General features: G+C 31.9%; 17 protein-coding genes and 1 riboswitch. Of the genes, 13 read left to right on the top strand and 4 right to left on the bottom strand.

The window, feature by feature from the left end; genetic code table 11:
• Window positions 1-183: 183 nt before the first annotated feature.
• Entirely contained in the window at window positions 184-453 is a 270-nt protein-coding gene (locus AC3ASS_RS09400) for a hypothetical protein (protein WP_488283273.1), read from the top strand.
• A 750-nt stretch (window positions 454-1,203) separates the two neighbouring features.
• On the opposite strand, the gene AC3ASS_RS09395 is transcribed toward AC3ASS_RS09400, so the two are convergent.
• The gene (locus tag AC3ASS_RS09395) at window positions 1,204-3,117 is read right to left on the bottom strand and encodes an ABC-F family ATP-binding cassette domain-containing protein (protein WP_488283272.1); all 1,914 of its coding nucleotides are present in this window, start codon (window positions 3,115-3,117) and stop codon (window positions 1,204-1,206) included.
• 196 nt (window positions 3,118-3,313) lie between these two features.
• Between AC3ASS_RS09395 and AC3ASS_RS09390 the strand changes: the two genes are divergently transcribed.
• The 3 genes from AC3ASS_RS09390 (at window position 3,314) to tatC (ending at window position 5,025) form a co-directional block, all read left to right on the top strand.
• Window positions 3,314-3,979, top strand: a complete 666-nt coding sequence (locus AC3ASS_RS09390) for a redox-sensing transcriptional repressor Rex (protein WP_488283271.1) — start codon at window positions 3,314-3,316, stop codon at window positions 3,977-3,979.
• An 85-nt stretch (window positions 3,980-4,064) separates the two neighbouring features.
• Window positions 4,065-4,235: a twin-arginine translocase TatA/TatE family subunit gene (locus tag AC3ASS_RS09385; RefSeq protein ID WP_488283270.1), complete on the top strand. Its 171-nt coding sequence runs from the start codon at window positions 4,065-4,067 to the stop codon at window positions 4,233-4,235.
• A gap of 19 nt (window positions 4,236-4,254) precedes the next feature.
• On the top strand, window positions 4,255-5,025 hold the full coding sequence (tatC, locus tag AC3ASS_RS09380) for a twin-arginine translocase subunit TatC (protein ID WP_488283269.1): 771 nt from the start codon (window positions 4,255-4,257) through the stop codon (window positions 5,023-5,025).
• 41 nt (window positions 5,026-5,066) lie between these two features.
• On the opposite strand, the gene AC3ASS_RS09375 is transcribed toward tatC, so the two are convergent.
• Together AC3ASS_RS09375 and AC3ASS_RS09370 are read right to left on the bottom strand one after the other, a co-directional pair.
• Window positions 5,067-5,264 (bottom strand): YdiK family protein, encoded by a 198-nt coding sequence (locus AC3ASS_RS09375; protein ID WP_488283268.1) that lies wholly within the window; start codon window positions 5,262-5,264, stop codon window positions 5,067-5,069.
• The gene (locus AC3ASS_RS09370; protein WP_488283267.1) at window positions 5,264-5,986 is read right to left on the bottom strand and encodes a CPBP family intramembrane glutamic endopeptidase; all 723 of its coding nucleotides are present in this window, start codon (window positions 5,984-5,986) and stop codon (window positions 5,264-5,266) included. Before AC3ASS_RS09370 ends, AC3ASS_RS09375 begins: the two co-directional genes overlap by 1 nt.
• 292 nt (window positions 5,987-6,278) lie before the next feature.
• On the opposite strand from AC3ASS_RS09370, the gene groES reads away from it, so the two are divergent.
• The 3 genes from groES to AC3ASS_RS09355 all read left to right on the top strand — a co-directional run bounded on the left by groES (window position 6,279) and on the right by AC3ASS_RS09355 (window position 8,751).
• Window positions 6,279-6,563 (top strand): co-chaperone GroES, encoded by a 285-nt coding sequence (gene groES / locus AC3ASS_RS09365; protein WP_488283281.1) that lies wholly within the window; start codon window positions 6,279-6,281, stop codon window positions 6,561-6,563.
• 61 nt (window positions 6,564-6,624) lie between these two features.
• Complete coding sequence (gene groL, locus AC3ASS_RS09360; protein ID WP_488283266.1) at window positions 6,625-8,247, top strand: chaperonin GroEL; 1,623 nt, start codon at window positions 6,625-6,627, stop codon at window positions 8,245-8,247.
• Between the two features lie 315 nt (window positions 8,248-8,562).
• A complete protein-coding gene (locus AC3ASS_RS09355) occupies window positions 8,563-8,751 on the top strand; it encodes a YqaE/Pmp3 family membrane protein (protein ID WP_488283265.1) in 189 nt (62 codons plus the stop codon).
• 178 nt (window positions 8,752-8,929) lie between these two features.
• Here the strand turns inward: AC3ASS_RS09355 and AC3ASS_RS09350 are convergent, their stop codons facing one another.
• Window positions 8,930-9,229 carry a hypothetical protein gene (locus AC3ASS_RS09350; protein ID WP_488283264.1) on the bottom strand — a complete coding sequence of 100 codons (300 nt, stop codon included), beginning with the start codon at window positions 9,227-9,229 and terminating at the stop codon, window positions 8,930-8,932.
• A 426-nt stretch (window positions 9,230-9,655) separates the two neighbouring features.
• Here AC3ASS_RS09350 and AC3ASS_RS09345 point away from each other — a divergent pair, with 426 nt between their 5' ends.
• The 6 genes from AC3ASS_RS09345 to AC3ASS_RS09320 all read left to right on the top strand — a co-directional run bounded on the left by AC3ASS_RS09345 (window position 9,656) and on the right by AC3ASS_RS09320 (window position 18,471).
• Window positions 9,656-11,383, top strand: coding sequence for a methyl-accepting chemotaxis protein (locus tag AC3ASS_RS09345; protein WP_488283263.1), 1,728 nt, complete (start codon window positions 9,656-9,658; stop codon window positions 11,381-11,383).
• A 392-nt stretch (window positions 11,384-11,775) separates the two neighbouring features.
• Window positions 11,776-12,735, top strand: coding sequence for an AAA family ATPase (locus AC3ASS_RS09340; RefSeq protein ID WP_488283262.1), 960 nt, complete (start codon window positions 11,776-11,778; stop codon window positions 12,733-12,735).
• Complete coding sequence (locus tag AC3ASS_RS09335; RefSeq protein WP_488283261.1) at window positions 12,732-13,943, top strand: DUF58 domain-containing protein; 1,212 nt, start codon at window positions 12,732-12,734, stop codon at window positions 13,941-13,943. The genes AC3ASS_RS09340 and AC3ASS_RS09335 overlap by 4 nt, the downstream gene beginning before the upstream one ends.
• Window positions 13,940-16,132, top strand: coding sequence for a transglutaminase-like domain-containing protein (locus tag AC3ASS_RS09330; protein WP_488283260.1), 2,193 nt, complete (start codon window positions 13,940-13,942; stop codon window positions 16,130-16,132). The genes AC3ASS_RS09335 and AC3ASS_RS09330 overlap by 4 nt, the downstream gene beginning before the upstream one ends.
• A gap of 33 nt (window positions 16,133-16,165) precedes the next feature.
• A riboswitch (purine riboswitch) is annotated at window positions 16,166-16,267 on the top strand.
• A 168-nt stretch (window positions 16,268-16,435) separates the two neighbouring features.
• Window positions 16,436-17,974: a glutamine-hydrolyzing GMP synthase gene (guaA, locus tag AC3ASS_RS09325; RefSeq protein ID WP_488283280.1), complete on the top strand. Its 1,539-nt coding sequence runs from the start codon at window positions 16,436-16,438 to the stop codon at window positions 17,972-17,974.
• 299 nt (window positions 17,975-18,273) lie between these two features.
• Window positions 18,274-18,471, top strand: coding sequence for a hypothetical protein (locus AC3ASS_RS09320; RefSeq protein WP_488283259.1), 198 nt, complete (start codon window positions 18,274-18,276; stop codon window positions 18,469-18,471).
• Window positions 18,472-18,760 lie beyond the last annotated feature (289 nt).

Below are 18,760 nucleotides of genomic sequence, written 5' to 3'. Positions count from 1 at the left end.
AAGTAAGCTTTTAGAAAAAGGGATTGTTGCTAATCTAGCACTTAATGCAAATCCATCTTTAGACATTGAAATGTACAATAAATTTATTTAGATATAAAATGTATGACCTCAAAGATTAGTGTGTAATCTAATCTTTGAGGCTATTTTTTTGTCGAATTTTTTATGATATTTAGAGGTGATTGAATGAAATTTGAAGGTCACATTTTGTCTGGTGAATTTGACTTACAATCAAATGAATTTTCACTTCATCAAATAAAACATATAATCGTTGAATCAGTTATTAATGAGTCAAAGTTCAATCATCTATTCTCCTATTTAAAAAGTCATGAAGATGATAATGATGGTCAAGTTATTTCTTTACACGATCAAGTACTTGTCAAACTAAGTAAAGATGAAATCAAGGAGCTTATTAGTGATTTACAAACGGTTCAATCCTATTTTCGAACATTCTAATGATTATTATCATGAGGGGAAAAACGATCTTCAGAAAAATAAAAGAAAATCTATTATTAATGTTTAAGGAACATGATTTCTAACTTGAGAATCGACAAAAACTTGCAACTGAATTGTTTTATTTGCAAGTCGATGGTTCGAAGGTGAAAATGAAAAACAAGTATTCGAAAAATCTTACAACTCATATTGATATTTTTGCAAGTTGATCGTTAAAGGTCGATTTTTACTTATCGCAGAATGATTGCAGGTGTCAATACTGAAAAAAGAAAGGTATATTTGCAACTCTTTCGATCGATTTTGTAAGTTTATGAATCGTATTGGTAACTATTAAATATTTATTTGCAACTAGCAACATTCGTACTTGCAAGTGAAAGAAAAAAACTTGTAACTAACAAAAAATTATTTGTAACTCACGGACATTTTCTTGCAAGTCGAAAAAATATCTTGCAACTAGGTTGAATTTATTTGTAAGTTTGTATGTCCATAGCGAATTCATTTATTATTTTTATTAAAATGAAAAGCCAGTGAAGTTTTAAGAAAAATTTCACTGGCTTCTTCAATGCATATAATTGTGGATAACATGTTAATCTTCAAATGATAATAAGATTAAAATCTCCAATATTCACAAGTATTTTGTGAATATTAACAGAAAAATGTGAATAACTCTTTCATTTATTGTGGATATTGTGAATAACCATAAAAAACACAGTAAATCTATTCATTTAATTGTGGATAATTTTGTGCATAACCCTACTCGTGATTTTCAAGTTCCGCCCACTCATCCAATAAAGCATTTAATTGATCTTCTAGCTCTTCATTTTCTTGAGCTAATATAGCTAATTTTTCATGATCCGAAGCATTTTCTGGATTGTACATCCATTCTTCATTTTTTTGAATTTTTTCTTCAATTTCTTCAGTTAGCTTTTGGATTTCTTCAATTCTTCTCTTTCTTTGTCGATCGATTTTCTTAGATTCTTTTTCCCTTTCATAATCTTTTTTTACATTCGTATCTGTATTATTTTTGGATGAAAGTTCATTTAATTCATTTAGTTCGATTTTCTTCTCTACGTAATAATCGTAATCACCTAAAAATTCTTTTACACCATGGTCACTTAATTCAATAACTTTTGATGCAATCCGATTAATAAAATATCGGTCGTGAGAAACGAATAAAATAGTTCCAGGATAATCAATTAATGCATTTTCTAGTACTTCTTTACTTTCAATATCTAAATGATTGGTTGGCTCATCTAAAATGAGAAAATTAGCATTTTTCATCATCAGTTTAGCCAATGACAATCTAGCCCTCTCTCCACCGCTTAAATCAGCAACGGTTTTCAAAACATCATCTCCAGAAAATAAAAAATTCCCTAAAACCGTGCGTATTTCCTTTTCTGTTTTATCAGGATAGTCATCCCATAACTCATTTAAAACAGTTTTATTTGTCGTTAAATTTGCTTGCTCTTGGTCATAGTAACCGATTGTTACATTCGTTCCTAATTGAATATGCCCATCAATGATGTTTAATTTGTTTACAATGGACTTTAAAAGTGTTGATTTTCCAATCCCGTTTGGTCCAACAAGCGCAATACTATCTCCTTTATATATATTGAAGGAAATTCCTCTTGATATTGGGGTTTGTTCATATCCGATGGTTACATCTTGGACATGTAATACTTCATTACCACTTTGTTTATCAATTTGGAAAGAAAACTTAGCTGATTTTTCATTTTCTATAGGTTTTTCGATAAAATTCATTTTTTCAAGCATTTTCCTTCTACTTTGTGCTCTTTTCGTAGTTGAAGCCCGAGCAATATTTCTTTGAATAAAATCTTGTAAGCGTTTAGCTTCATCTTGTTGTTTTTCATAGAGTTTCATTTCTCTTTCAAATTCTTCTGCTTTTTGTACAAGATATTTACTATAATTTCCTACATATTTTTTTATCTTTAATCGAGAAAGCTCATATACTTGATTCACAACTTTATCTAAAAAGTAGCGGTCATGAGATACAACAAGGATAGCTCCATCATAGTTTTGTAAATATTGCTCTAACCACGATAAAGTGTCGATGTCTAAATGATTCGTTGGTTCATCAAGGATTAATAAATCAGGTTTTGAAAGAAGCAATTTTCCAAGCGCTAATCGAGTTTTTTGACCTCCACTTAATCTAGAAATAGGAGTAGAATAGTCATAGCTATGAAAATTTAAACCATGTAAAACGGAACGTATATCAGCTTCGTACTGATAACCACCTAGATTTTTAAACTCATTTTGTAATCGATCATATTCATGAAGAATGCGATTATACTTTTCTTCATTTAATAGCAGATTGGGGTCTGACATCTCTTTTTCAAGTTCTCGAATTTTTTTTTCTTTTTGTTGAAGATGTTCGAAAATGGTCATCATTTCGTCCCAAATAGATTTAGATGAGTCTAATCCTGTATGTTGTTCTAAATAGCCAATAGTTACTTCTTTTGGTTTTATAATTTCCCCTTTATCGTAGGATAAATGACCTGCAATAATTTTTAATAGAGTAGATTTTCCTGCCCCATTTCTCCCGACTAGCGCAATTCTATCGTTTTTTTGAATTTCGAATTTGATATTGGATAAAATTAATTCAGCACCAAAATATTTCGATAGTTGATTAATTTGCAATAAAATCATTGAATAACACCTCTACTTACATTAAAACTAGTTTAACCTATCGGAGATAAGTAGAGCAATAAAACACACTTTGAAAAATAAAATCAAAGAAAGACAATTAAAAAAAAATCGTGTATCATGGGAATATATTAAAAAGACAAATTTTCTAATATAAGGAAGTTACAATTGTTTGATTTACAGATTTGGAGGAGTAAGCATGACCGAAGAGCAAATCAAAATCCCTCAAGCTACAGCGAAGAGATTGCCTCTATATTATCGATTTATACAAAATTTACATGCTTCTGGTAAACAAAGGGTTTCATCGGCCGAGTTAAGTGAAGCAGTAAAAGTTGACTCAGCAACGATACGAAGAGATTTCTCTTATTTCGGAGCGCTAGGGAAGAAAGGATACGGGTATAATGTTAATTATTTGCTATCCTTTTTTAGAAAAACATTAGATCAAGACGAATTAACGAAAGTTGCATTAATTGGTGTCGGAAACTTAGGAACGGCATTTTTACATTATAATTTTATGAAAAACAATAATACAAAAATTGTGTATGGATTTGACATTGATAAGGATAAAATAGGGAAAGAAGTTGGAAATGTACCTATTTTATCGATGGATGAACTAGAAAAAAAATTAATGGAAGAAAATATAACAGTAGCGATTTTGACAGTTCCTGCAGCTACAGCCCAACCGATTACCGACCGTCTAGTTCGAGCTAATGTAAAAGGCATTCTTAATTTCACTCCAGCAAGATTAAATGTTCCTGATCATATTCGCGTCCATCACATTGACTTAGCTGTTGAACTACAATCATTAGTATATTTTTTGAAAAATTATCCAAATGGAGAGGGCAAAGAAGAAGCAGAGGACTGACAAAAAACGTTCAAATATTACAAAGGAATCGTTCTTTGCACTTTCAATAATTTACGTTAATATAAACTAGAGGAGGTGACGAGGCATGAATATGGGAATTGGAAGCCTCATACTTATTGTTATTGTTGCACTATTAATTTTTGGACCAAAGAAATTACCTGAACTAGGTAGAGCAGCAGGAGCAACATTAAAAGAGTTTAAAAATGCTACAAAAGGTTTAGCAGATGATGATGAGAGTAAAGAAAAACGAGACTAATAGTTAGGATGAATCATATATGAATCAAAAAGATATGACAGTGTATGAACATATCGCTGAGCTTCGAAAACGGCTTATTTATGTAGTCGTTTTTTTCTTCATTGCTGTCATTGGCGGTTTTTTCATGGCAGAGCCAATAATCGTTTATTTACAGCACACCGACGAAGCAAAAGAACTGACCATGAATGCATTTCGAATTACCGATCCAATAAAAATTTATATGCAAATGGCATTTGTTATCTCATTTGTATTAACGACACCCGTTTTGTTCTACCATTTATGGGCTTTTATTTCTCCGGGACTTTATCATAAGGAAAGAAAGGTTACTTTAAGCTATATTCCGATTTCACTATTACTTTTTATTGCAGGGATAAGTTTTTCCTATTTTATTCTTTTTCCTTTCGTCATCGATTTTATGACCCGAATTGCCGACAAATTGAACATTAATCAAGTAATTGGCATAAATGAGTACTTTCAATTTTTATTCCAAATTACAGTTCCTTTTGGCATCTTATTTCAACTTCCAGTTGTCATCATGTTTTTAACTAGATTAGGTATATTAACACCTATGTTTTTGTCGAAAATAAGAAAATACGCGTACTTTGTATTATTAGTAATCGCTGCGTTTATTACACCACCGGATTTAATTAGTCATTTAATGGTGACGATTCCTTTATTCATTTTATATGAAATCAGTATTTGGATTTCAAAAATCGCTTATAAAAAAGCACAATTAGCAGAAGAATTGATGGAATCTGAAGAAGAGTCCAATTTATATGAGAACAAGTAAAAATGCTCCCCCCATATGCATTATGGTGTAGGAGCATTTCTTTATTTTTCCGATTTATTTTTCATCTGATAATACCAAAATAGTATTCGAAACCCTGTTCCAAAATCAAGAGTAGCTAATAGAACAAGTAAATAGCTAAAGAACCCCCAGCCGTTTTCGCCAACATGCTGAATGGCAAAAAAGGTGAAGATAATTCCTAAAAAAATATAAATAAATCCAGTAAAAAGAGGGGATCTCATTAATAAAAAACCTCCAATAATTTTTGTATAGAGACATTAAATGACATTTGATTGATATCATTTTGATACATAAATTGAATAATCACAACAATTGTATTCATCATTGTATGGGCAATGATTGGTACCATGATATGATTAGTACGTACATATAAGTATGAAAAAACCAGTCCCATTAATGTGTAAAGAATAATATGTTCAAAATCAAAATGGGCTAATGAAAAAATAATGGAACTAATAAGGGCTGCAATGAAAAAATTATATTTTTGATATAGAATACCAAAGATTATTTTTCTAAATACGATTTCTTCGAGAATAGGTCCAATAATGGAACTAACAATAACTAGTAATGGTACATATTTAATGATTAATAATATTTCTTTCGTATTTTCAGAACCAGGATCTATTCCTAAGTATGACTCAATTTGTATACCTATCATTTGGGCAACAAAGGCTAATAAAACTCCCCCTAATCCCCATGTAAGTATTTCATTTCCTTTTATTTTTACATTTCTCATATTAAATTCATTTTTTAATAAAATTAAAATCCAGATAAGAGCTACAGAAAAGATAAAAATATTCCAGTAGCCAATAGCTAATATAGGAATTTCTTCCTTATTACCGATAATAAATCTAATCACAATCTCTGTAAGGGGGATTCCTATAAAAGAAGAAAGCTGCATCGCAACATATATTAAAATTATCGATCTATAATAATTAACCAATAGAATTCACCTTTAAATTTAATAATTTAAGAATATATATACATTCTACTAATAAAATCATATTTGTTTCAAATATTCCTTATTCAAAAAGAAAGTATTTGAGAAATTCTGCTTTGCAAGAATAGTTTATTACTTGTAAACATATACTCTTAAGGTGTGATAAATGGCAAAATTTTTATTGTTGACACTTGCAAAAAAGGGAAGAATTATTTATTATATTAATTGGTGTTAGCACTCGATTTACATGAGTGCTAATAAGTGCGATAAATTAAAATTGAGGAGGTTGTTTCACTTGTTAAAACCACTAGGTGATCGCGTAGTTATTGAGCTTGTTGAAACAGAAGAAAAAACTGCAAGTGGTATCGTGTTACCAGATACTGCAAAAGAAAAACCTCAAGAAGGTAAAGTTGTTGCTGTAGGAACTGGACGCGTTCTAGATAGCGGTGAGCGTGTGGCTTTAGAAGTTTCTGTAGGCGATCGCATTATCTTCTCAAAATATGCTGGCACAGAAGTTAAATACGAAGGAAAAGAATATTTAATTCTTCGTGAAAGTGATATCTTGGCGATTGTAGGTTAATAGTCAATAACATACAGAACGGAAAAATACTTAACGAAAACAATTTAAGGAGGTCACAAGGATGGCAAAAGAAATTAAATTCAGCGAAGAAGCACGTCGCGCGATGCTACGTGGTGTTGATAAACTAGCTGATGCAGTAAAAGTTACACTTGGACCAAAAGGTAGAAACGTAGTTCTTGAGAAAAAATTTGGCTCACCATTAATCACTAACGATGGTGTTACTATTGCAAAAGAAATTGAACTAGAAGATCCATTTGAAAATATGGGTGCTAAACTAGTTTCAGAAGTTGCAAGTAAAACAAACGATGTTGCTGGGGACGGTACAACAACTGCAACTGTTCTTGCTCAAGCAATGATTCGTGAAGGTTTGAAAAACGTTACTGCTGGAGCAAACCCAGTTGGAATTCGTAAAGGTATTGAGAAAGCAGTAGCTGTAGCTGTTGAAGAATTAAAAGCAATCTCTAAACCTATTGAAGGAAAAGCTTCTATTGCTCAAGTTGCAGCCATTTCTGCTGCTGATGAAGAAGTAGGTCAACTTATCGCAGAAGCTATGGAGCGCGTAGGTAACGACGGAGTTATCACAATCGAAGAATCTAAAGGATTCACAACTGAATTAGACGTTGTAGAAGGTATGCAATTCGACCGTGGATATGCTTCTCCATACATGGTTACTAACTCTGACAAAATGGAAGCTGTACTTGAAAATCCATACATTTTAATTACAGATAAAAAGATTTCTAACATTCAAGAAATCTTACCGGTATTAGAACAAGTAGTTCAACAAGGTAAACCATTATTATTAATTGCTGAAGATGTTGAAGGTGAAGCTTTAGCTACTTTAGTATTAAACAAACTTCGCGGTACATTCAATGCTGTAGCAGTTAAAGCTCCTGGATTCGGTGATCGCCGTAAAGCAATGTTAGAAGATATCGCTGTATTAACTGGCGGTACTGTAATTACAGAAGATTTAGGTTTAGACTTAAAATCTGCTAACATTACACAATTAGGACGTGCTGCTAAAGTTGTTGTAACAAAAGAAAATACAACAATTGTTGAAGGTGCAGGAGAAACTGAAAGTATTGCAGCTCGTGTTAACCAAATTAAAGCTCAATTAGAAGAAACAACTTCTGAATTCGATAAAGAAAAACTTCAAGAGCGTCTTGCTAAATTAGCTGGTGGAGTAGCTGTTATCAAAGTTGGTGCTGCTACTGAAACTGAATTAAAAGAGCGTAAACTTCGTATCGAAGACGCTTTAAACTCTACTCGTGCTGCTGTTGAGGAAGGAATTGTTTCCGGCGGTGGTACAGCATTAATGAATGTTTACAACAAAGTAGCTGCTATTAAAGCAGAAGGCGACGTACAAACAGGTGTAAACATCGTTCTTCGTGCATTAGAAGAACCAGTACGTCAAATCGCTCACAATGCTGGTTTAGAAGGATCTGTTATCGTTGAGCGCTTGAAAAAAGAAGAAGTTGGTACTGGATTCAATGCTGCTACTAACGAATGGGTAAACATGATTGAAGCTGGTATCGTTGACCCTACAAAAGTTACTCGTTCCGCTCTTCAAAATGCAGCATCTGTTGCCGCTATGTTCTTAACAACTGAGGCAGTAGTTGCTGACATTCCAGAAGAAAACAAAGGCGGCGCAATGCCAGACATGGGCGGAATGGGCGGAATGATGTAATAAACATCATAAAAAGCCTATAAGCAAGAAAGGAGTCTGCAAATCGCAGCCTCCTTTTTTTTATCATCACATTTTGCTATTCATGTTAAGCATATCATGAAAGATTTATGTAGATTAACCTTTCCTTCTCATATTGTCGTTCTTTGTATTTATATAGGTTTAGTTGGAATTCTCCCCAAAGAATATTTGTGACTTCTTATAAATTTAATATCTCTACTATTGTTTCCCACTTGGAAAAATTTTACCCACATATAAAAAATTCATGAATAAAGAATAGGATTAGTACGGTTAATTAATATGTATGGAGGTATTTTGATGAGACTCTTAGCAATTATCTGTCCCCCAATGGCTGTATTATTGTCTGGCAAACCAGTGCAAGCATTATTCAATTGTATATTAACTATTTTCTTATGGATTCCTGGTGTTATTCATGCTTGGGGAGTTGTATCCGACTATAAAGCAGACAAACGAATAAAGAAATTGATAAAATCTGCAAAAAAATGAGTTTCTTTTTTTAAAATCCTAATAAAAATGGACCATTGTTCTGAAATAAAGATACTTTTAAATTTATCCTTATTCAGTTGCACGTAGTAAAGACAGATTTAATAATGATGCACCCTTTTTTAATTAATTATTACTTATATCAAGTTTATAAGCTATGTATAACTAAGTTTTTTTTGTGTTATTCTACGGAATCTTTTTTTATTTCGGCTATTTTGTCTATCGCGTTATTTAAATCGATTTGAACAGATGTAACAATTTCTAAAATCTTATTGTGTATTGCATATTTTTTTAAGTCAGTAAAAATAACTGGTTTTTCATATTTTAGTATTGTACCTAATTCTACATAAGGGATATATTTAATATTCTGCAATGGTAATTGTCTAAAGAAATAGTAAAATTCTTTTGTATATTTAATACTATCGGGGAATTCATTCAACATTTTTTCAAATTTGTTAATGGAGTCTTTAAGTTTAGACAAAAAACTGTTCACCCCTTATTCCAATTTAACCGGGTAAATAGTATCAAAAAATAGATTAGAATATAAGGTGTTTTAAGTAAAATAATTCTTAAATCCTATAATATTGATAAATATTGGGAATTTAAAACAACGATTGACATGGATAAAAGAAGAGTACAAATGGTCGAAGTTCTTTCAAGATTTGTTTCGGGATGGAGAAAAGATTAATTGAAAAATTCAAAAAAAATTACAAAATTTATTTTCCAATTATTATAAATGTAATAATAAATGACGATATATAAATTGAAGGTATGGATTTTTTTCAAAAGATCTTCATAACAATTGAACTTGAAAAGTTTAAGTGTGAAAAGAACAATGTATAGTATCTTGGTTCTTTTTGAATAAAAATACTATTATATTCATTTTATTAAAAAGAGTGGGGGACATATGGGATTTTTATTTAGAAATAAGGAATTAGTAAAACAAACGGGTAATGATATAAATACATTAAACGAACGTGTTCTTGAAAAACTTGCCCTTTTACAAATTAATCAAGAAACCTTACAGTACATCCAGGAAGTAAAACCATTATTATTACCATATAGTAAAGAATTAGCGAAAAAATTTTACGATAGAATTACCTCAATTGAACACCTCTCAAACATCATTAATAAATATTCTTCAGTTGAAAGACTAAAAGTTACATTAGTAAAGTATATAGAACAGTTTCTTCAAGGAATCATTGATGATGAATATATAAATACACGAAAAAAAATCGGTGAAGTACATAGTCGAATAAATTTAACGGTTGATTATTTCATATCTGCACATCAAATACTGCTACAAGAAATGATTACTATTTTAAAAGAAAATAATCGATTTAAGAAAGAAAAAATGCTAAATGCAATTTCAGCTATCCAGAAAGTTGGCGTATTTGATCAACAATTAATCGCTGATGTATATATGGAAGTAACATTTAAAAATTTTTTATTTGAAATTTCAAATTTACTTAATCAAACAACGGAAATTAATACAACGAGGCAGTTAATAACAGCCATGGATTATCAAATGAAGGAAACGTATAGTGTTACAGCTGCAACAGAAGAAATGTCATCTTCTTTGCAAGAAGTTGCTGCATATACTGGTAAAGTTGCAGATGGGACAAATGATGCCTTTAAATCTGTATCGGAAAGCAAAAATATCATCGATAAAACGCTTCAACTCATCGAAGAAGTTGGCGCATTATATAAAGAAGTTATTAAAAAAATTAACAAATTAAGTGAAGAAGTAACAAAAACTGAAAATGTTATACACGTGATTGAAGATATAGCCAATCAAACAAATTTATTAGCGTTAAATGCTAGTATTGAAGCAGCAAGAGCTGGAGAACAAGGAAAGGGATTTGCTGTTGTTGCTGATGAAGTAAGGAATTTATCCAATCATACAAAGGAGCATATTGAGCAAATATCAAATAATATTAAGACTCTTCAAGAAATCTCTATTGAAGTTGAAAAGGATATTAATCAAACAGGAGAATTAATTGATGAAAGTGTCAAGGTTGCATCTGTAAGTGAACTAGAGATTAATCAAATTGTAAAATCAATGGAAGAAATTAATCAAGCAATTTCCCAAATTGCAGCCATGGTTGAAGAACAGACATCGACGGTAGGAGATATATCTGAGAGAAATTCTTCTATATTCAATATTGGCAAAGACTCACAAAACCTAGCCAAACAAACCGCTGAGATTGTTTATTTATTAAGTAAGAAAATTGGAGATTATCGTGATTCGTTTTTAAATATTAACATCAAATTTCAACCGATTGACATATTAAAAGTGGCAAAGACAGATCACTTACTATGGAAGTGGAAGATTTATAATATGATATTAGGTTTTGAAAATATTGATATAAATAGCGTGACATCTTTTGAAAATTGTAAATTTGGGAAATGGTACTATGGCGATGTAGATTCAAAACTAAAGAATAATCCAATTTTTAAAGAAATTGAGGAACCACATAAAGCGGTCCATTTCTATGCAAAACAGGCAGTAGAGTTGTATTTGGATGGGGATATCTTAGGGGCTCAAAAATCATTAAAAAATCTTGAAAAAGAATCGAATACTGTTGTTAATTTACTAGGGCAATTAGAAGTTATTTTGGAGAAAAATGACTGATTGGAAATTATTGAAAATGAACTCCCTATCTAAGAGAATTTTGATTATATGTAAATCAATAATGAAAGGTGAAAAGAGGAAGCAGTAAAAAACTACTGTTTCCTCTTTTTGTTATCTTGGTTCTATAAATAAAAGATGTTTTAATATTCTAGGGTTTTGGTAGATTATTTAATAGACTTTACATTGAAATTGCTTTTTTGTTATGGTCCATTGATTGTAATTTTGTCTAAATGAAATGTTTTTCTTGAGAAGTGTTTATTTTACTAAAAATACTGACTATTATTTCAATACAAAAAATTGTAAAATTAATTTATAGGATTTTTGGTTCGATATTATATCAATAATTACGGGATGATTCTTATATTTGGAAGTGTATTTACAGGAGGGATTTAATGATTACTGAAACATTGCACCCAAAACTAGCGAAAGTACTAGAGAATATTGATAAAGTAATGATAGGAAAAAAGAAGGAAGCAGAATTAAGCATTGTTGCCCTTTTAGCTGGTGGACATGTATTAATAGAAGATGTACCTGGAGTAGGTAAAACAATGCTCGTTCGTTCGTTAGCTAAATCAGTGGATTGTCAGTTTAAGAGAATTCAATTTACTCCTGATCTTTTACCTTCAGATGTAATCGGTGTTTCAATTTATAATCCGAAAGAAATGGAATTTGAGTTTCGTCCTGGTCCAATCATGGGGAATATTATTTTAGCTGATGAAATAAACAGAACATCTCCGAAAACACAATCAGCTTTGCTTGAAGGGATGGAAGAAAAAAGTGTAACGATCGATGGTGTTACGTTTCCTTTGAAGATGCCTTTCTTTGTAATGGCAACACAAAACCCTATTGAATATGAAGGTACTTATCCATTACCGGAAGCCCAATTAGATAGATTTTTAATCAAAATGAAAATGGGTTATCCAGATTATGAAGAAGAAATTGCGGTTTTAACAAGATCACAAAAAGGTGCACCTATTGATCAAATTGATGCAGTTATTTCAGTTGATGAACTACTAGAATTGCAAAAGGAAGTTATGAACGTTATTGTAGATGAAACAATCAAGCGATATATTGTTGATTTAACAAGAAAAACTCGTGAAAATGTCAATATTTATTTAGGTGCTAGTCCTCGTGCATCAATCGCGTTGATGAAAGCTGCCCAAAGTTATGCTTTTTTACACGGTAGGGACTATTGTATACCGGATGATGTCCAATATTTGGCCCCATATGTATTGTCTCATCGAATCATATTAAAATCAGAAGCAAAATACGAGGGAATGAAAGAAGAAGATATGATTCAGTGGATTCTAGAAAATACAAAAGTTCCTATTCAAAGGTTTGTGAAAGGATGAAAAAGATAAAAAAACAAATCAACAACTTTTGGAAGATGATTTTCCTTCTTTTTTTATCATTATTGGCGTTTTCTTACGCTATGTTTCAAGGTGGGTTCGTTAGTTGGTTTTTATTTTTTAGCTTTTTACCTTTTGGACTATATTCGTTACTGATTATGATTTATCCGCTAAAAAATATTCGAGTGGAAAGAGTTTTGAATCAACATGAACTAATTTCTGGAGAAACTTTGAAGGTAACATTAAAAATTAAAGCCCCTAAGATTATTCCCTTATTTTACATCATGGTAGAGGAGAAAAATTCCGGAAAATTAAATGAACGTACCGGAAAAAAATTTAAATTTCTACTTTTTCCTTTATTAAGGAAAGAGATTATTCATCAGTATGTTATACCGAACATCCCTAGAGGAGAATATGTCTTTTACGGATTAAGAGTCCAAACAAGTGATTTTCTAGGATTGGCAGAAAGAGAGATCGTATACCCTTTAGAAAATCATGTGTTAGTTTATCCTTCATACGTTGAATTAGAATATCGTTCAATGGAGAATCGTTTCGAACAAGGGATGACCGTAACAAGGGATAAAGTTCAAAGGGATACATCATTGGCTATTGGCGTTCGAGAATATCAGCCAGGTGATAAATTTTCATGGATTAACTGGAAGATTACAGCAAAGAAAAATGAGATAATGACAAAAGAGTTTGAGCAAAAGAAAACGGATGATGTATTGATTTTGTTGGACCGTCAACCAAATAGTAGATTTAACTTAATGGTTGAATTTACTGCTTCAATTGTTCGGGCAATCTTAAAAAAAGGTGCACTTGTAGGATTATTGTCTCAAGGAAAAGAAAGAGAATACTATCCGATGAGAGGTGGACAATTTCAACAAAGAACGTTGTTTTACCATTTGGCAATAATGGAAGATGATTCGGAAATTTCATTGGCAAATGTTATAGAGAATGAAGGTATTTTACTGAATCAAAACGTTACAATTATGATTATTGTTCCTTATATTCATGAAGCAATGATTGAAAAATTAGGATACTTATCTTTAAGGAATAAAAATATTGTCATATTTTCAGTAAAGAATAAAGAATCTTCTGTTAGTGAAGCTGAACGAAGAAATATAGCCTTTGCGATGTCGAGAGGAATATATGTGAAAGTAATCCACGAAGGTAAATTTGAAGAAGCATTCGTTGGGGGATATAAATGAGCAGATATGTGCAAAGAGATTTCGGGCATTTTGTCCTACATATTTTTGGATTTATCCTTTTATGGGAATGGCTAAGACCTTTAGAAACAATTACAAATACAACCAAAGTTCATCTATTTATTTTATTTGTATTGATCTGTTTTGCCCTGTCATTTTTCCAAATCAAACGCTGGATAAGTGCTTTGATCAAAGTAATTTATATTTTATATTGTTTAAATGATATTTATTACTTATTCTCATTCCCATCACTTAATTGGATTGGTGCTTTAATAGCTGAAATTTACACCAATATCCAAATTATTTTGCAAGCAGAATGGGGAGAAATGACAGACGTTTTTCGCAGTTTATTATTCTTTATTTTATTATGGTTATTGGCTTATTTAATTCATTATTGGTTAATGATTAAGCGGAAGATATTTTTATTTCTTTTCTTAACCATTTTATACATTTCTGTTTTAGATACTTTCACCCCTTATGATGCAAAGTTTGCGATCATTCGAACTATGATAGTCGGATTTGGAACTCTCGGTATTTTAGCTTTTTATCGTGTTATGTATAAGGAAAAAATGCCAATACATAGCATATTTGCTAGAAAATGGATGATTCCGTTGTCACTCATGTTAATTTTTAGTACATCTGTAGGGATTTTAGCTCCAAAAGCTGGTCCGCAATGGCCAGATCCTGTCCCATTCATCCAATCGTTAAATGATAAATCTGGTTCTGGCAGTGGACAAGGATTGGGTATCGGTAGAGTCGGTTATAGTGTTGACGATAGTCGGTTAGGTGGACCGTTTTTAGGAGATGATCGAATAGTTTTTGAAGCGAAAGTAAGTTCTAGACATTATTGGAGAGTTGAAACAAAGGATGTTTATACAGGAAAAGGTTGGGAACATACTCCAAATGTTACGATTGTTCCATTTAAAGATGGGGAAGTTGTCCCATTAAGTTTTTATGAATCGCAATTTGAAGACACGGAGGAATCAGCTGAAATAAATGTGGAATTAGAATATTCTCATATTGTATACCCACAAGGGTTAAAAATGGTAAATGGAGGCGAAAATGTCACCTACCATATTGATTCTAGCAAAGAAAAGATAGTTTCTATTCAAAATGATATCGAAACTCCTTTGAAAACATACTCATTAACTTATATGCTACCTAAATACACTATTTCAAGTTTGCGAAGTGTTAATAGTCCAACCGGGATGTCTGAAAATGAGTACAGAAGATATACGCAATTACCAAGTTCACTACCGGATCGTGTGAAAAAATTAGCGGAAGAAATTACTGCAGGAAAAGATAACTGGTTTGATCAAGCAAAAGCGATTGAAGATTATTTCAATCAGCCAAAGTATATTTATGATCAGTTTAATGTAGCAATTCCTGGTGAAGATGACGACTATGTTGATCAATTTTTGTTTGAAACCATGCGTGGGTATTGTGATAACTTTTCGACTTCCATGATTGTTTTATTGCGTTCGATTGGTATACCAGCACGATGGGTGAAAGGTTATACAGATGGAGAGTTCAAAGGGTATGATCGTAATGGAAAAGCTATATATAAAATTACAAATAACAATGCCCATTCTTGGGTAGAGGTGTATTTTCCTAATGTCGGATGGGTCCCTTTTGAACCTACTAAGGGGTTTGATAATCGATTAAGAATTGATTACGAAATTGATAGTGGTGAAATAAATAATGATAGCGATATAGAAACTCCTCAATACCAAACACCAAAACCTCCGGAAAATGATTCTCTAACATCAAATATATCTAATAATAGTGGAGAAGGATTTTTCGCTAGAATTTGGACATTTATAAACTATAATTGGCATTATTTCTTCTTTGGTTTCTTATTCGTTACTTTAGCTGCTTATGTATTCCATCGAACAAGATTAAAATGGATTCCATATTGGTTAATGATTAGATATCGAAAAAATGATATTGATACGTTTATGAAAGCTTATTTGTCATTAATAAAACAACTAAGGAGATATGGTTTTAGCTTTAATGACAATATGACATTACGGGAGTTTGCAATTGAAATAGATTCATATTTTAATACTAAAGAAATGAGCACTTTAACATCTAAATACGAGAGAATTATTTATCGAGGTAAACATATGGAAGATAGTTGGGAGCCGATAAGGCCGATTTGGGAACGATTATTAAAAAGAACTACTTCTTGACCGGTTTATTTCCAATTGATAAAATTAAGGCTAAAATTAATTTAATTCTTCCTTCATATATGTTCGGAAATATGGTCCGAATGTTTCTACCAAATCACCGTAAATGATTTGACTATGAAGGCAGATTTTCTACTTAATGTTTATCGAAAACGAAAGCTAGAATTCTGCCTTCATTTTGCAGGGATTCTAGCTTCTTCGCATTTATTGCAAATGTTTTTTCTTGGGAATACTTATTAATGAATTTAAACTGACTTGAAACGTCAGGAATTTGCTAATGGGGTGAAAATGTTGACAACAACTGACATGACTTACAACCAAGAAATGATTGTAGTATTAGATTTTGGTAGTCAATACAATCAATTAATTACTCGAAGAATTAGAGAATTTGGCGTTTATAGTGAATTACATCCACACACGATAACAGCCGATGAAATCAAAAAGATGAATGTGAAAGGGATTGTTTTTTCCGGTGGGCCAAATAGCGTCTATGAAGAAAATGCCTTCAAATGTGATCCTCAAATTTTTGAATTAGGTATTCCGGTGTTGGGAATTTGTTATGGTATGCAATTAATGGCCATGCATTTAGGAGGTACAGTCGAAAAGGCTAAACATCGTGAATATGGTAAAGCAGAAATTGAGGTTCAGACAGAATCTAAGTTATTTGCTTCTTTACCAAAAAAACAAATTGTTTGGATGAGCCATGGTGATTTAGTTACTCAAGTACCAAACGGATTTGAGGTAGATGCTACAAATCCATCTTGTCCTATTGCGGCAATGAGTAATTCAGAGAAAAATTTTTATGCGGTTCAATTTCATCCGGAAGTTCGACATTCACAATATGGCATTGAATTATTAAAAAATTTCGTTTTCAATATTTGTGGTTGTGAATCAAACTGGTCTATTGAGAATTTTATAGATTTTGAAATCAAAAAGATTCGTGAAAAAGTTGGAGATAAAAAGGTGCTTTGTGCATTAAGCGGTGGTGTTGACTCTTCCGTAGTAGCTGTATTGATACATAAAGCAATTGGCGATCAACTGACATGTATTTTTGTTGACCACGGTCTATTGCGTAAAGGTGAAGCAGATAGTGTTATGAATACTTTTGCTAAAGGCTTCAATATGAATGTAATCAAAGTAGATGCGAAGGAACGCTTCTTAAATAAATTAAAAGGAGTAAAAGATCCTGAGCAGAAGAGAAAAATAATTGGTAACGAATTTATTTATGTCTTTGATGATGAAGCGGCAAAATTAGAAGGAATTGACTTTTTAGCTCAAGGTACTCTTTACACCGACATTATTGAAAGTGGTACGGCAACTGCGCAAACAATTAAATCCCACCACAATGTGGGCGGACTGCCAGAAGATATGAAATTTGAACTGATTGAACCGTTAAATACTTTATTTAAAGATGAAGTTAGAAAGTTAGGTACTGAATTAGGATTACCGGATGAAATTGTTTGGAGACAACCATTCCCTGGACCAGGGTTAGGTATTCGGGTATTAGGAGAAGTAACGGAAGAAAAATTAGAAATTGTAAGGGAATCTGATGCTATTTTGCGTGAAGAAATAAAGAATGCAGGGCTAGATCGTGAGATTTGGCAATACTTTACTGTTTTACCTGACATAAAAAGCGTTGGTGTTATGGGTGATGCTAGAACTTATGACTATACGATTGCAATTCGTGCAGTAACGTCCATAGACGGCATGACATCTGATTGGGCAAAGATACCTTGGGAAGTATTAGAAAAAATTTCAACTCGCATAGTAAATGAAGTAAATCATGTAAATCGTGTTGTCTACGACATTACAAGTAAGCCTCCTGCAACAATTGAGTGGGAATAAATTCTATAGAAGGTATGATTGTTTAGACTTGATTTGATAGGGTTTAAGTGTGTTGTAGAATGTTTAAAATCATTTAAAATAATATGAATCCCCACCAAGAACCCCACCAATAACAAGGGATTCATGTTGATCTAATAAGCTTTTGTGAAAATATGGTACTCGACTCTCCCCACCAACAAACAATTTAAACAGCACTTTCAAAACTAGAAGGTGCTGTTTTTGTTTTTTGAAATTAAAATATAAAAAATATAACAAGGAGTAAAATGGAGGTATCTTCTTTTGAGAGGATGAAAATTAATATGCATAAATTAGATGTTTTGGGGTCGGAATTAGGTTGTCGGTTGATATTGGAAAGGGAAGATATTGGTGAAGAAGTTGGTTTTACAGAAGTAGAAACTGTTGGATTATATCGAGGTACAGGTGGCAAAAACAATACTTTGTATTATATAGATGCAGTCAGAAAAATAATTTTAGAGACATTTGTTGTGCAAATTTAAAATATGTCGATTAGATATAAAATTAAGACGCTTATCGAAAGGTAGGGGTCTATTTTGTGTTTTTATAACATGAAATATAAATGTCAAGATAAGAATGTACACTGATTGAGTCAAGTATTTGTGGGCAGTTTTTTTCTCCCTAACAATGAAAGCGGATTCACTATTTTAGGGTACTCTCTTGATAAAAAATTTGTCTTTTTTAAAATCCGGCCAACTCCTTTAAAGTCTTGTACACTGGAATATTTGCCTTACCTTTTAGGTATAGGAGATTGTCTCTTGTGACTTCACC

The organism is Bacillus sp. JST-5, assembly GCF_057747715.1.
The sequence above is the reverse complement of the archived record's forward strand: the minus strand, read 5'-3'. Positions and strand labels throughout refer to the sequence as shown.

Excerpts from the sequence above, each read along its gene's own strand:
- AC3ASS_RS09355 (WP_488283265.1), top strand. The coding sequence starts at position 8,563 with ATGAGACTCTTAGCAATTATCTGTCCCCCAATGGCTGTATTATTGTCT.
- AC3ASS_RS09390 (WP_488283271.1), top strand. The coding sequence starts at position 3,314 with ATGACCGAAGAGCAAATCAAAATCCCTCAAGCTACAGCGAAGAGATTG.
- AC3ASS_RS09340 (WP_488283262.1), top strand. The coding sequence starts at position 11,776 with ATGATTACTGAAACATTGCACCCAAAACTAGCGAAAGTACTAGAGAAT.
- AC3ASS_RS09330 (WP_488283260.1), top strand. The coding sequence starts at position 13,940 with ATGAGCAGATATGTGCAAAGAGATTTCGGGCATTTTGTCCTACATATT.
- AC3ASS_RS09345 (WP_488283263.1), top strand. The coding sequence starts at position 9,656 with ATGGGATTTTTATTTAGAAATAAGGAATTAGTAAAACAAACGGGTAAT.
- AC3ASS_RS09400 (WP_488283273.1), top strand. The coding sequence starts at position 184 with ATGAAATTTGAAGGTCACATTTTGTCTGGTGAATTTGACTTACAATCA.
- AC3ASS_RS09395 (WP_488283272.1), bottom strand. The coding sequence starts at position 3,117 with ATGATTTTATTGCAAATTAATCAACTATCGAAATATTTTGGTGCTGAA.
- tatC (WP_488283269.1), top strand. The coding sequence starts at position 4,255 with ATGAATCAAAAAGATATGACAGTGTATGAACATATCGCTGAGCTTCGA.
- AC3ASS_RS09335 (WP_488283261.1), top strand. The coding sequence starts at position 12,732 with ATGAAAAAGATAAAAAAACAAATCAACAACTTTTGGAAGATGATTTTC.
- AC3ASS_RS09375 (WP_488283268.1), bottom strand. The coding sequence starts at position 5,264 with ATGAGATCCCCTCTTTTTACTGGATTTATTTATATTTTTTTAGGAATT.
- groL (WP_488283266.1), top strand. The coding sequence starts at position 6,625 with ATGGCAAAAGAAATTAAATTCAGCGAAGAAGCACGTCGCGCGATGCTA.
- AC3ASS_RS09385 (WP_488283270.1), top strand. The coding sequence starts at position 4,065 with ATGAATATGGGAATTGGAAGCCTCATACTTATTGTTATTGTTGCACTA.
- guaA (WP_488283280.1), top strand. The coding sequence starts at position 16,436 with ATGACTTACAACCAAGAAATGATTGTAGTATTAGATTTTGGTAGTCAA.
- AC3ASS_RS09320 (WP_488283259.1), top strand. The coding sequence starts at position 18,274 with ATGCATAAATTAGATGTTTTGGGGTCGGAATTAGGTTGTCGGTTGATA.